The 12,051-nt window shown below is 70.8% G+C and carries 14 protein-coding genes and 1 pseudogene; 4 read left to right on the top strand and 11 right to left on the bottom strand.

What is annotated here, in order from left to right; translation table 11 throughout:
* Positions 1-132: 132 nt before the first annotated feature.
* The 6 genes and pseudogenes from KBY19_RS21765 to KBY19_RS37285 all read right to left on the bottom strand — a co-directional run.
* Complete coding sequence (locus KBY19_RS21765; RefSeq protein WP_185016746.1) at positions 133-1,314, bottom strand: helix-turn-helix domain-containing protein; 1,182 nt, start codon at positions 1,312-1,314, stop codon at positions 133-135.
* Between the two features lie 82 nt (positions 1,315-1,396).
* A complete protein-coding gene (locus tag KBY19_RS21760; RefSeq protein ID WP_185016747.1) occupies positions 1,397-2,032 on the bottom strand; it encodes an HAD family hydrolase in 636 nt (211 codons plus the stop codon).
* Positions 2,033-2,294: 262 nt separating this feature from the next.
* Complete coding sequence (locus KBY19_RS21755; protein WP_143674862.1) at positions 2,295-2,738, bottom strand: hypothetical protein; 444 nt, start codon at positions 2,736-2,738, stop codon at positions 2,295-2,297.
* A gap of 266 nt (positions 2,739-3,004) precedes the next feature.
* Positions 3,005-3,961 (bottom strand): squalene/phytoene synthase family protein, encoded by a 957-nt coding sequence (locus KBY19_RS21750; protein ID WP_185016749.1) that lies wholly within the window; start codon positions 3,959-3,961, stop codon positions 3,005-3,007.
* A gap of 2 nt (positions 3,962-3,963) precedes the next feature.
* On the bottom strand, positions 3,964-4,464 hold the full coding sequence (locus KBY19_RS37290) for an undecaprenyl diphosphate synthase family protein (protein ID WP_307843577.1): 501 nt from the start codon (positions 4,462-4,464) through the stop codon (positions 3,964-3,966).
* Positions 4,465-4,502: 38 nt separating this feature from the next.
* Positions 4,503-4,850: pseudogene (locus KBY19_RS37285) on the bottom strand (undecaprenyl diphosphate synthase family protein); the annotation flags it as partial.
* A gap of 585 nt (positions 4,851-5,435) precedes the next feature.
* On the opposite strand from KBY19_RS37285, the gene KBY19_RS21740 reads away from it, so the two are divergent.
* On the top strand, positions 5,436-5,684 hold the full coding sequence (locus tag KBY19_RS21740) for a hypothetical protein (RefSeq protein ID WP_210955396.1): 249 nt from the start codon (positions 5,436-5,438) through the stop codon (positions 5,682-5,684).
* 126 nt (positions 5,685-5,810) lie between these two features.
* On the opposite strand, the gene KBY19_RS21735 is transcribed toward KBY19_RS21740, so the two are convergent.
* The 3 genes from KBY19_RS21735 to KBY19_RS21725 all read right to left on the bottom strand — a co-directional run bounded on the left by KBY19_RS21735 (position 5,811) and on the right by KBY19_RS21725 (position 8,059).
* Positions 5,811-6,221, bottom strand: coding sequence for a nitroreductase/quinone reductase family protein (locus KBY19_RS21735; RefSeq protein WP_099880343.1), 411 nt, complete (start codon positions 6,219-6,221; stop codon positions 5,811-5,813).
* Between the two features lie 97 nt (positions 6,222-6,318).
* Positions 6,319-7,218 carry a 23S ribosomal RNA methyltransferase Erm gene (gene erm, locus KBY19_RS21730; RefSeq protein WP_210966496.1) on the bottom strand — a complete coding sequence of 300 codons (900 nt, stop codon included), beginning with the start codon at positions 7,216-7,218 and terminating at the stop codon, positions 6,319-6,321.
* Between the two features lie 529 nt (positions 7,219-7,747).
* On the bottom strand, positions 7,748-8,059 hold the full coding sequence (locus KBY19_RS21725) for a hypothetical protein (RefSeq protein WP_099880349.1): 312 nt from the start codon (positions 8,057-8,059) through the stop codon (positions 7,748-7,750).
* A gap of 207 nt (positions 8,060-8,266) precedes the next feature.
* Here KBY19_RS21725 and KBY19_RS21720 point away from each other — a divergent pair, with 207 nt between their 5' ends.
* The 3 genes from KBY19_RS21720 (at position 8,267) to KBY19_RS21710 (ending at position 10,838) form a co-directional block, all read left to right on the top strand.
* Entirely contained in the window at positions 8,267-8,470 is a 204-nt protein-coding gene (locus tag KBY19_RS21720; protein WP_099880351.1) for a hypothetical protein, read from the top strand.
* A 330-nt stretch (positions 8,471-8,800) separates the two neighbouring features.
* Complete coding sequence (locus tag KBY19_RS21715; protein WP_247691263.1) at positions 8,801-10,099, top strand: radical SAM protein; 1,299 nt, start codon at positions 8,801-8,803, stop codon at positions 10,097-10,099.
* A gap of 127 nt (positions 10,100-10,226) precedes the next feature.
* A complete protein-coding gene (locus KBY19_RS21710; protein ID WP_185016751.1) occupies positions 10,227-10,838 on the top strand; it encodes a dihydrofolate reductase family protein in 612 nt (203 codons plus the stop codon).
* A gap of 34 nt (positions 10,839-10,872) precedes the next feature.
* On the opposite strand, the gene KBY19_RS21705 is transcribed toward KBY19_RS21710, so the two are convergent.
* Positions 10,873-11,385: a DinB family protein gene (locus KBY19_RS21705; RefSeq protein WP_099880358.1), complete on the bottom strand. Its 513-nt coding sequence runs from the start codon at positions 11,383-11,385 to the stop codon at positions 10,873-10,875.
* A gap of 90 nt (positions 11,386-11,475) precedes the next feature.
* Positions 11,476-12,045 carry a Uma2 family endonuclease gene (locus tag KBY19_RS21700; protein ID WP_210966500.1) on the bottom strand — a complete coding sequence of 190 codons (570 nt, stop codon included), beginning with the start codon at positions 12,043-12,045 and terminating at the stop codon, positions 11,476-11,478.
* Between the last annotated feature and the right edge of the window lie 6 nt (positions 12,046-12,051).

The following is a 12,051-nucleotide window of genomic DNA, read 5'->3' as shown; positions in this document are numbered from 1 at the left end:
CGTCCGTTGCTGACCGGCAGGAACGGCCGCAGCCGTTCCCACTCGGCATCAGTCAGATCACCCCGCCCCATGTCCACATCAACGACCCGGACACGAAGTAGTCACATGATCGACCGGACAAGTCCTAGTTGGTCATACCGCGCGGCACCAACCCGCGTAGTTGGAGAGATCCTCGCGGTCAGCACGCTTCAGCCGGCGCAGCGTGGCGATGTCCTCACGAACCCACTTGTGGTCGCGAGCATGCTGCGGGGCGATCCGGCGCGCGACCTTCAGCGACTCGAACGCGTCGTCCGCCAGGCCAGCCCACAGTTGGGCGCGACCTACCTCGATGTAGAAGCCCGAGCGCCGCTCAGCGGGTAGATCACGAGGGGGAGCCCATTCGTGCGCGATGTCCAGCGCTCGCTGAAGGTGCCGGTCCCCGAGGCTCACGGCCAGAGAAACCTCATGGACGCGAACCGATGAAGGACCGAACGCCGTCCCGTAATAAACCGCTTCGGGTACTGCATCGGCGCAGCGGCGCGCCTCGCCGATATGCATCATCGCAGTGTCCTCGCGCCCTGCGCGGCCTGCAACGATCGCTGCCCGCAAGTGCAAGGTCCCCCGGGCGGCGACCTCTGCGGCGCCGGATGTGCGAGGAGCAGTGTCCAGGGCTGTTTCCAGCGCGCGTAGCCCTGGCTCGTGGGCTTGGGCCGCGAAATACGTCTCGGTGCGCACGTAGGCGACAGCCGCATCAAGTAGCGGGTCCTCTGCTGTTGGCGCAGCCCATCTCATGAGCTCCACCAGTCGCGCCGACAAGTCCCTGTAGCCGAACTTGTAGGCCACCGCGTCCGCAGTGCGGTACCCCGACACCAGCAGCCGGGCGATCTCTGGTCGATCAGCACCGTTGGCCCGGTCGAAGGCCCGTGCAAGTTCGTCCAGCAACCCCGGCACGGTGCGGGCGATGCGCAGGTATTGGGCCCCCACCCGCCAGTCGGTCACCTTCGAGACAGCGCCGCGCAGCTCTTCGAGGGGCCGGACCGGCCCGTCCTCCGGCAGGTCGTACGCTGCGATCACCCGGGACAGCTCGGGAATTTCGTCGTGCACGCGGGAGTCGGTAGGACCACGGTGCCCAAGCAGGCGACCCGGATCGACGCCCAGGGCGTCGGCGAGCGCATCGAGCACGTCTTCCCCTGGCATTCGGGCGCCTCGCTCAATGGCACGCACCATGCTGTAGGAGACTCCCGACGCATCGGCCAGTTCCTTCTGAGTCATACGGGCTAGCCCGCGTGCGGCAGCGACGCGTTCCCCGACTCCCCAGCGCGGATCAACGGGCATACGGATACTCCGTTCTGTGCAGGCACATAGAACGGTAGCGACTGGTGCCCCGTCAGGCTGCGTCTTTGACGGGGCACCACGCCTATGAGGTCAGCACCGTGGGCAAGTCGAGGATGCCGTCGATGCGGAAGTCCGGTGCAGGATCAGCGGTGTCCACCCACAGGTGCCCCCACGGTCCACGGCGTAGCAGGCAGGTCCGCAGTCCCGCCCGTGCAGCTGGCGCCACGTCGTTCGCCGGGTGGTCACCCACGTAAAGAGTGGCGGCCGGGTCGCTTCCCGCCGTGGCCAAGACCCGCTCGAAGAACGCGGCCGTCGGTTTGGCGCACCCCCACTCGCCGGACGTGGAGATCGTGTCGGCCGGAAGGTCGAGGCTCCGCAGCAGCTCGCCGGCGCGGGCTGTCTGGTTCCCAGCAATGTGCACCCGGTAGCCAGCAGACCGGAGGGCTGCCAAGCCAGGCCGCACATCGTCGTACAGGTCCGAGTCGTCCAGGACCTCGCCGAGGCCCGCGGTCTCCATCGCTGCCCGTTCGGCACCCAGGTCCACGCCAGGGCGGAGCAACCGGATGGCGTCGGCGTTGTCCCGACCCTGGGCGACAACGGCTCCGACGAGGGCGGAGAGGGTGTGGCGGGGAACGTCGAGCCAGTCGGCCCAGCGCCCCCAGTAACGGTCATCACGGGTGAGGGTTTCACCGACGTCGAAGACGATACTGGTAATCATCGGCGTCAGCCTACGGCTGTCGTGCCTCTGACTGCGGCGGGGCGCAGGCGCCTCCGAGATGCGGGCCACACGGTGCGGGCGCACGGTGGTGTCATGGCTGCACCGATCACCGTGTACCCGCCGGACGAAGACGGCGGGCGGGGCGGCGGAGGCCGAAGGCAGGACATCCGGGGTGCGGGACGTCCGCCTGGCCGCCCGGGTATGGGACCGGTCCGGGAAGGCTCGCGCCTGTGCGGAAAGGTACCCGTCCGTAGATCACGAGTCAGGCGCCACGGAGTCGGCGGCGGGCTCGCCGTACCCGGGCCCTCGACTCGTCGCCCATGCCCCGCAGCGCATCCAGCACCGTGAGGTCGGCCGCGAGGAACGACGCGGGGTCGCCGTAGCCCTCCCGCATCATCAGGTTCGACAGCCGGTGCCCGTGCTTGTCGTGGCCGAGCGCGTCACGGACGCGCAGATCGCCACTCCGGAGGTCGCGACAGGAGAAGCAGCCCCCGCCGGCAGGCATCGGCTCGGCGCCCTCGACCTCATCTCGCACCCGGGACACGGCCTCCGCGCTCGTCGCTGCGGCCACTGCTCGGGTGATGGGCCGGAAGCCCTCAGTCCGTGGGGTCTCGGCAGCCCGGGTGACATCGCCGGGGAAGACTGCGGCCACGTGCAGGATCCGGGCGTCCTCATCGATGAGGCCGATCACCGTCCAGTCACTCATGCCGCCCATCTTCGCCGCCGTGCCTGTGCAGACGGGCCGAAATGCTCGACCCGTGCTGAGTGTTCTCTGTGCGAGCCTGAGCCAACGTCGGCGCGGCCCCCGGCTTGTCGTCGCCCCGGGCCGGCAACGCCGGGTCGTTGTGCCCCCGCTCTCTGCCGGCGTCGTGATGGTCCCGCCTTCAGTCGGCACGATGCCGTGGCCCCCGCCACCGAACGCACGTCGGGCCGCCGTCGACCGGTGTGGTGGTGGGGGGATGGTGGGGTGGGTCAGGGGAGGTGGAGGCGGTGGTGGAGGGTGCGAACAGTGCCGTCGACCAGTTCTGCGGGCGAGAGGCGGAAGTGCCAGCGGCGGCTGGGGCGGAGCAGCGCGGTGCCGCGTTGTTCCAGGCCCCTGAGTCCCTGGGAGAGGAACATCAGGCAAGGGCGGCACATGTATTGGACCGCTGGGTCGGCGTCGCCCAGGGCGGCTTGGGCGACCTCGAAGGCGGCGCGGGCCTTGTCGCAGGCGTGGGCGAGGAGGGCTCGGACGGCGGGGGTGTCACGGCCGGCCTCCAGGTCGGCGCGGGTGACGTCGAAGCGCAGCAGGTCGGCTTCGGGAATGGTGAGGAAGCCGTTGCGCAGGTCGTCGGCCAGGTCGGCGAGATCGTCCCAGCGTTGCACCGCGTCGGCGCCCAGTCGCAGCGCGGTCTCGTTGCGGGGGTGGGCCGGGACCCCGCACGCGGCGAGCAGGATGCGGCCGGCTGGGACGTTGCTGAGTTCGGTGTTGTCGTGGTGGTCCTGCTCGGTGGCGTAACCGGTCATTCCCAGGCGGCCGGCTTGTCCTGCCAGGGCGGTGTGGACGTCGGCGGGCTCGATGGACCGCACCTGCACGGTGTGCAGAAAGGCTCGCAGGAGGGGCTGTTCGGCCCGGCCGGTGGCCAGCCCCTGTCGGACCTGCTCGGTCCAGGCGTGGAAGGCCGCCGGATCGCACCGGTGTGCCGGCGCGTCCGCCAGGCAGTCGGCATGGATGCCGAGGGCGCCCACAGCGACCAGATGCGGTTGCCAGGCCGGTGGGATCAGGAGGCGGGCGGGGGCATAGGCTCCGGGGTATCTGCGGGCCACCACATGTGCTGCGGCGGTGTAGTCGTCGCGCAGCCGGCCCCGCGGGATCCCGGCCAGGTGCAGTGCGTACTGCCAGGGTGTGACCTGAGGCAGAAGCCGGCCCAGTACTGGCAGACCGGGCACGGTCACTCCGGGCGGTCCGAGCGCACGGACTGTGCGGACTCCGCGTTGAGCTGTTGCAGGGTGAAGCGGGCGGTCTCCTTCAGCCCGCCCCACAAGGTGGCGCCCAGGTGGGAGGCGATCGCCGTGGGCAGGCCCAGCAACCCGGAGGAGCCGGGCAACGTGCTGGGACCGGGTGCGCCAGGGGCACTGGTGACCGCCGCGGGGGCGGCAGCGTCGGCTGCGTCCGTCGGGTCGACGGTGCCGAAGCGGCGCCGGCGCTGGTGGTACAGCTCCAGGGCGTGCCGGAAGTGCGGTACGCGGAAGTCGGGCCACAGCACGTCGAGGAAGACGAGTTCGGCGTAGGCGCAGTGCCACAGCAGGAAGTTCGACAGCCGGTGCTCGCCCCCGGTGCGCAGCAGCAGGTCGACGTCGGGCAGTTCGGGCAGCCGCATATGCTGGGCGAAGATCTCGGGCGTGATCTCCCGGACCGGAACCCTCCGGGAGACGTTTGCGCGGCCTCGCACAGGTCTTGGCGGCCTCCGTAGTTGAACGCCAGGCTGACCTGCAAGGTGCTGTTGTCGCGGGTGAGTTCCTCGGTCGCGCGCAGTCCGTCCATCACCACTGCGGGGATGCGGGCATCCTCGCCGCCCAGCACGCGCAGGCGCACCCCGCGCTCGTGCATGGCCTGTGCTTTCCGGCCGATGAAGTGCTGGGCGAGGAAGTTCACCAGGAAGCTGACCTCTTCCTCCGGGCGTGACCAGTTCTCCGTGGAGAAGGCGAACAGTGACAGCCACTCGATCTCCTGCTCCAACGCACCGTCCACGACCGCGTCGAGGGCGGCCAGGGCGGCCATATGGCCCTGGGTGCGCTCCAGTCCGCGGTGCTGGGCCCAGCGGCCGTTGCCGTCCATGATGCAGGCGACATGCCTGGGAGGGGTCCGGGATGCCATCTGCCCTCCAGTGAACACGCAGAGCGACTGTTTCGATCCGACGAGTGCATGCCCAGGTGCGAGTGGCCGTATCCATGCGCTGTGGTCCTCTTATGGGGGAATCAGACCGGTCGGCCGACGGCCCGGGACGGTGCCACCCGGCCGCCTTCCGACGAGACGCGCGCTTTCGCTGAGACCCACACGTTCGCTGAGACGCGGCGGGGGTTTCGAGAGCCGTCCGGTTCCGGCTCCGCGCTCGACATCGGCCCACCGGCAAGCTTCTTCGCGCCCACGGCGGGCCCGCCGTGCGGCAGCAGCGGGACGGGGCGCCGTTCGGCGGAGGCGGGTAGGGGGCGACGGCGGCCATCTGGTCGGGCCGAAGGGCGGCGCAGCACGGGAACGGGGACCGGCGACGCACGTATCCGTCCTGCAGCGTGCAGCTTCCGGTCAGACCTGAAACCTCACTCGCCGGGGTGATGACGCACCGTGTGCGGTTGGCGGACACAGGAGATCCGGGAAGCACGGTGCAGGGCCCGAGCGGGCCCGCACTCGCTCTCGGAGGTTCTCATGGTCCACCAGACTCTCACCGGTCGGCGCCGCCGGCTGCGCGCCGGGCTGCTGGGCGGCTTCGCCGTGGCGGCGACGTTGGCTGCCGCACCCCCGCACACGACCGACCCCGCCAACCGGCTGCCCGTCCTGTGCTCGACGGCCCAGGGCGTTGACGTACTCGTGCTCGAGTCCCCGGGCGAGGGGCGATCCACCCGGTGCGACGACTTGAGCGACAACGACACGTGGAACGAGACCTCCTTCACATGACCGGCCCCGGACAGCGGTGGGGCTGCCGGGGGTGGATGAAGGGGCACGTCTGTCGACCGCTCCGGCGGTGACCGCGCACCTGGGCCGCAGGGACGAGTCCGGGCGCGGCTGGCGGCACGGATCGGCTCAGTCGGCGTCGAGGTCGACGCGGATGGTCAGCAACTCGGTGCCGACCGCGCGGACCACGGCGCTGTTGAGGCGGGGCAGGGTGGCGAGGCGGGCCTTCGGGGCGTCCTCTGGGAGGGGGTGGGCCGTACCGGTGTACCAGTGGCCGGACAGGCGCACCCGCACACGCGGGTCGGCCTGGATGTTGCGGACGTACTGAGACCTGGTGCCGTGCTCGGACACCAGCCAGAACTGCTGCCCCACCCGGCGCCCGCCGACCGGGGTGCGGCGCGGGCGGCCGGTGGTGCGGCCCGTGGTCTCCAGCAGGATCTGGCCGGGCATCCGGCGGGAGAGCGGGTTGACCACATGACGTTGGAGCGCCGTGACGGCTCGGAACTTCCTGCCTCCCCCACTGCCTGACACGTCCGTCATCCCGTCCCTCCGTTCGCTGAGCGGCCCCGCCGCGCTGTCGGCGGGGCCTTCCGTCCACACGCAGCCAGCATGATGGTTACGGATGTTCAGGAGTCTGTCACTCGCCACTGACAGTCGTTCGGCGCCGGACGCGAGTGCCGCCCGCCTGCCGCCCGTTCGCGGTATGGGCGGTACGGGCGGTACGGGCGGTGAGGTGGTAGAGCTCCGCCCACTGCGTCGCCGTCAGCGATTTGGGCAGCGCGTCCGGGCGGACGCCGTGACCGCGCAGCCAGCCGTGGATTCGGCCCCGGGACGGTCCGCCTCCGTGCCCGCCACCGTGTCCGCCGCCGCTGCCGCGTACCGCCGCCGGAAGGATCTCGGCCAGGCCGCGGCCGGGGCCGGTGAACACCCGGTGGACGAAGTCCTGGTAGCGGTGCCGCTCATGGGAGTCCAGCAGCGGTTCGGCACGGCGGGTGAGCGTCATCAGTCCGCCGTCCACCCCGGGGCGGGGCCGGAAGGCCGCCGCCGGTACCCGCTGGATCAGCCGGAAGTCGTACCAGGGCCACCACTGCGCCGTCATCATCGTCGCGCCGCCCACACCCGCGCGGCGCCGCGCCACCTCCCACTGGACGAGGAGTACCGCGTCGGTCCACTCGGACGCGTGCAGGATGCGGCGGAGCATCGCGGTGGTGCGGTGGAACGGGAGGTTGCCGACCAGGACATGGGGTGCCCGCGGCGCCTTCCACCGCAGGAAGTCGGCGTGCAGGACGGTGGTCGAGGCGGCCGTACGCCGCCGGAGGCGGTCGGCGGTGCGGGCGTCGGTCTCCAGTACGGTCAGCGGGCGGCCGAGGCGCTGCAGCGGCAGCGTCAGCGCGCCGTCACCGCCGCCGATCTCGACGACGGGACCCGCGGTTTCCGCGACGGCAGTGACGAAGGTGCCGATCGTGGCCGGATCGGTGAGGAAGTTCTGGCCGAGCTCGTGACGGCCTTCGTGGTGTCGGGTGCTGTGCCTGGGCACGGGGTCCTCCGCGGCTTCGTGGGAAGCCGGGCAGCACGACGGGCCGCCCGGCGCTGACGCGCTGAAGCGGCGGTTTCTCCTGGGGACGCTCGTGTGTTCCCGTCAGCTCCCGAAGGGGTGCTCGTGAGGAGAGCTCGTGAGGAGAGTGGGCCGCCGCTAAGGGCGGCGGATCCGCGTGACGGCGCAGCACGCGGCGCAGGTGCAGGCCGCGCAGGCGCAGGAAGAAGCAGACATGAGGCGCACTGTAGGTGCTGTCCTCGGCAGCGCCAACCGGATTTCGGGCCCGTGGGGACGCAGGCTGCCGCGCGCCGCGGACCGCAGTGCGGGACTCCCGGCGCACTGCGGTCCGGCGCGCCGGGCAGTCGCTCGTGGGCCCTCTCACGCAGGGCCCTCGTTACCCGGCGCCCTCGCTCGCCAGGTCCTCTCCCGGCAGGGCCCCCACCCGGTGCCCCCGCTCGCAGGAAGGGCGCGGCTCCCACGTAGGCCGCACCCTTCGTCTGCGGGACGGCTGCCGGATGGCAGCCGGCCGTCACATGCCGGGCATGCTCCCCGGCCCCATGGGGCTCATGGGGCGCATGCTGTCGTGCATGCCGTCCGTACGGCCCTGGCCATCCATCCGGCCCTGCTGCTGCGGCCGCATGGCCCCCTGGTCCGCCGGCGAGGTCATGGCGCCCTGATTGTCCTTGGCCTGCTGCTTCGGCTGCTGGGCCTGCTGCGGCTGGGTCATTCCGTGGTCGTCGCGGCCGTTCTCGTCCTCGGGGCAGGCGGCCGCCGACCCGGCACCGGCGAGGAGCGCGGTGGCGGCCAGTGCGGCGGCGGCGAGGGCTGTGCGTTTGAGCATGGGGGGTGCCTTTCTTGTGGTGCCCCGGTGGGGCTGGTGGACCACCGAACACGTGCGGGCTGCCCAAGGCACGGTCCGGTCATTCGGGACGTATCCGCACTTCACCCGATGGCTCGTCACCCGGACGGAAGCCCTCGCAGCACCCTCGACCCCTTCCGTCTCTTCCGCACAGGTGCGGACCGTTGGCCACAGTTGCACGCTGGAGGTATGACCCCACCCATCGTCGTGCACCCTCCGTCCGGAACCAGTGGACGGAAAGTGACCGCACACACCGAAAGTCTCGGCTTCGCACACCGTCCGGAGGACGTCGTGGAGTTCCTGCGCCGCGCCGGGCTGGACCCGGCCGACATCCAGCTGGACGATCCCAACCTCATCGAGTGGCGCGGCGGCGGCCCCGACGTGTGGACGTAGCCGACCGGCCCGCCGCGCCGCGCCACCCGTACGGCAGCCCCCGTACGGCAGCCCCCGTAGGTCGTCCCTGCGCCGTCCCCGGCGAAGACGCGGGGACGACGCAGGGACGACGCGGGGACGACGTACGGAACAAGAGGCCAGGTGTGCGGCTCTTTCGGGCACCGGAGTACCGTCGGGTACGCCCCCGGGCCGCGAAGTGAGGAGCTTGATCACACCATGCCGCCAACGCCGACTCCCCTGCCGATGCCGTCCCCCGCACCCTCGGGGCGGAACCGGCAGGGCCAGCGGGACCAGGAGCAAGGCAACCGGACCGCACTGGTCGAGGACCTGATGGAGCGCTTCCCGCACATCCCGCGGGAGGCCGTGCTGAAGGAGGACCTGCTTCGGGGCGGGATGGCCTTCGACGACTCGGCGCTCAGCGACACCGCCGACAAGGCGACGGGCGAGGTCAAGCCGAAGTCGTACTTCATCTTCTCCTTCGACCACCGCACCCTGCCCGAGCTGGGCGAGGCCGCGCTGCGCAGGCCGCCGGAGGAGGTCGTCCTGACGGGCGGCCCGTACGACCTGAGCCGCACCGTGGTCTCCGTACGGGTGAACCCGAGCTCGCCGTACCGCGTCCAGGCCGGCGAGGACGGCTCCCTGGGCCTCTATCTGGACGGACGGCGGATCGCGGACGTCGGTCTGCCGCCGATGCCGGACTACTACCGGCACACGCTCGCCAACGGGAAGTCCGTGATGGAGGTGGCGCCCACCATCCAGTGGGGCTACCTGATCTATCTGACGGTCTTCCGGGTGTGCCAGTACTTCGGCGCCAAGGAGGAGTGCCAGTACTGCGACATCAACCACAACTGGCGCCAGCACAAGGCCGCCGGGCGCCCGTACACCGGGGTGAAGCCGGTCGAGGAGGTGCTGGAGGCGCTCCAGATCATCTCCGACCACGACACCCTCGGGGCCTCCAGCGCCTACACCCTCACCGGCGGATCGATCACCTCGCAGGTGCAGGGCAAGGACGAGGCGGACTTCTACGGGCAGTACGCCAAGGCCATCGAGGAGCGCTTCCCGGGCCGCTGGACCGGCAAGGTCGTGGCGCAGGCGCTGCCCAAGGAGGACGTCAAGCGCTTCCACGACTACGGCATCCGCATCTACCACCCCAACTTCGAGGTGTGGGACAAGCGGCTGTTCGAGCTGTACTGCCCCGGCAAGGAGCGCTACGTCGGCCGCGAGGAGTGGCACCGCCGCATCCTCGACTCCGCGGAGGTCTTCGGGCCGCGGAACGTGATCCCGAACTTCGTCGCCGGAGTGGAGATGGCGGCGCCGTACGGCTTCGACTCGGTGGACGACGCCATCGCCTCCACCACCGAGGGCCTGGACTTCTTCATGTCCCACGGCATCACCCCGCGCTTCACCACCTGGTGCCCGGAGCCGACGACGCCGCTGGGCAAGTCGAATCCGCAGGGCGCCCCGCTGGAGTACCACATCCGCATGCTGGACGCCTACCGCTCGGCGATGCAGCGGCACGGGCTGTCCTCGCCGCCCGGATACGGCCCGGCGGGCGCGGGGCGCGCGGTCTTCTCCGTGAGCTCGTTCATGGACACGCTGCCGGCGGAAGAGGGCGCGCCGGTCGCATGAGCCGGGCGGCTCCTCGCCGATGAGTTCTGCTGAGGGCTCCGGTCTTTCCACGGGAAGGACCGGAGCCCTTTCCGTGGACAACCGCGGAAGGCCGCGGGGAACGAGAAGCAGCGAGGAGAGATGCACGATGGCGAAGCTGACACTGACCGCCATGCTGTCGCTCGACGGAGTGATGCAGGCGCCAGGCGGGCCCCAGGAGGACCCCCGCGACGGTTTCGACCTCGGCGGCTGGGTGGTGCCCTACGCCGACCAGGGCATGGGTGACCACATCAGCACCTGGTTCGAACGCGCGGGCGCCTTCCTGCTGGGGCGGCGCACCTACGAGATCTTCGCGGCGTACTGGCCGCAGGTCGGCGACGAGGAGGACCCGGTGATCGCCCGCCGGCTGAACAACCTGCCCAAGTACGTCGCCTCGACCACCCTGGAGCACGCCGACTGGCAACACACCACGGTGCTCGGCGGCGACGTGGTGGACGCCGTACGGGAGCTGAAGCAGCAGCCGGGCGACGAGTTGCAGATCCACGGCAGCGGCGTACTCGCCCAGTCGCTGATGGCGCACGACCTGATCGACGAGTACCGCCTCCTGGTCTACCCGGTGGTCCTGGGCAAGGGGCACCGCCTCTTCGCGGAGGGCGCCGTGCCCACGGCGCTCCGCCTGCAGGCCACCGACGCCCTCCCTTCGGGCGTCACGATGCAGACCTACACCCCGGCGGGGCGGCCGACGTTCGGCTCCTTCTGAGGACCCGCTGCCGGTGGCGCCGCCCCTACCGCCCCTACCGCCCGGTGGCGCCGTCGGTCTGCTCGCGGAGGATGTCGGCGTGCCCCGCGTGCCGGGCCGTCTCCTCGATCATGTGGACGAGGATCCAGCGCATGGTGGGCGGTTCGGCGTCACGGAGCGAACGGGCGCCGGTGCGGTCCAGGTCGTCGCAGGCGGCGATGGTCTCGTCCGACGCGCGGATCGCCTCCTGGTACGCGGCGATCAGGGCCTCGCCGGTCTCACCCGGCCGGGGCGGCTCGTCGTCGTCCAGCGGCTGGTGGCCGAGCCCGGCGTACGCCCAGCCGAACCAGTTGCGCTCCACCCGGGTCAGATGCTTGACCAGGCCCAGCAGGCTCGTCCCGGAGGGGACGCCCGGCGCCAGGCCGACCTCGTCGGTGAGCCCGGCCGCCTTGGCGATCACCGCCTCCCGCAGATAGCCGAGGAACGCCGCCAGTGTTTCCTTCTCGCCGCCCATCGCATAGGGAGGCCCGACATCGCCACGCGCGGAAAATCCGGTCACATCAGTCATGCCGCCGACTGTAACCAGAATTGGCTGGCGGGGGTGCGGTGGTGCTGGTTGGCTTCCCGGGTGACCGTCACCCCGAAGAACCCCCTGCCGCTAGGCGAGGTCGGCTGTCTCCAGCGTCATGGAAAAGGGCTCCGGGAGCTCGATCTCCTTGCCGAACGGCATGGTGACGACCTGCTGGTAGTCGTCGTGGCCGGGTTCACTGAAGAGGGTCACCGACCCGCGCTCCCGGTCGACGAGGAGGTAGAGGGGGATGTCGGCGAGGGCGTAGCAGTGGCGTTTGACCTCACGGTCGCGGTCCGCCCGGAGCGAGGTCACCTCGGCCACCATCGCCACCCCGTCGGCGGGCATCCAGGGCTCGGCGCCCCAGAGAAGACCGGCCGAGGTGGGGGCCCAGGTGGCGTCCGGAATCACATGGTTCTTCGGGCAGCGGCTTCCGCTGGTCAGCCTGAGGCCCTTGTGCCCGGAGACATCCATGTCGGTGACGGACTTCCGTGCCACCTGTCTCATCACCACACTGATGCAGCCCTCATGGTCCCCGTCCGGCGGCGGCTTCACGACGATGTCCGCCTCGATGAACTCGGCCCGGTAGCCCTCGGGCGTATCCAGGGCCAAGAAGCCCTCCAACAGGAGCTCTTCTGGCGAAAGCGGCTCGTGTGCCATGGCAGT

It is taken from the genome of Streptomyces sp. B15, from assembly GCF_018070605.1.
GTDB lineage: Bacteria > Actinomycetota > Actinomycetes > Streptomycetales > Streptomycetaceae > Streptomyces > Streptomyces smyrnaeus.
This window is presented reverse-complemented; position numbering and strand designations above follow the sequence as displayed.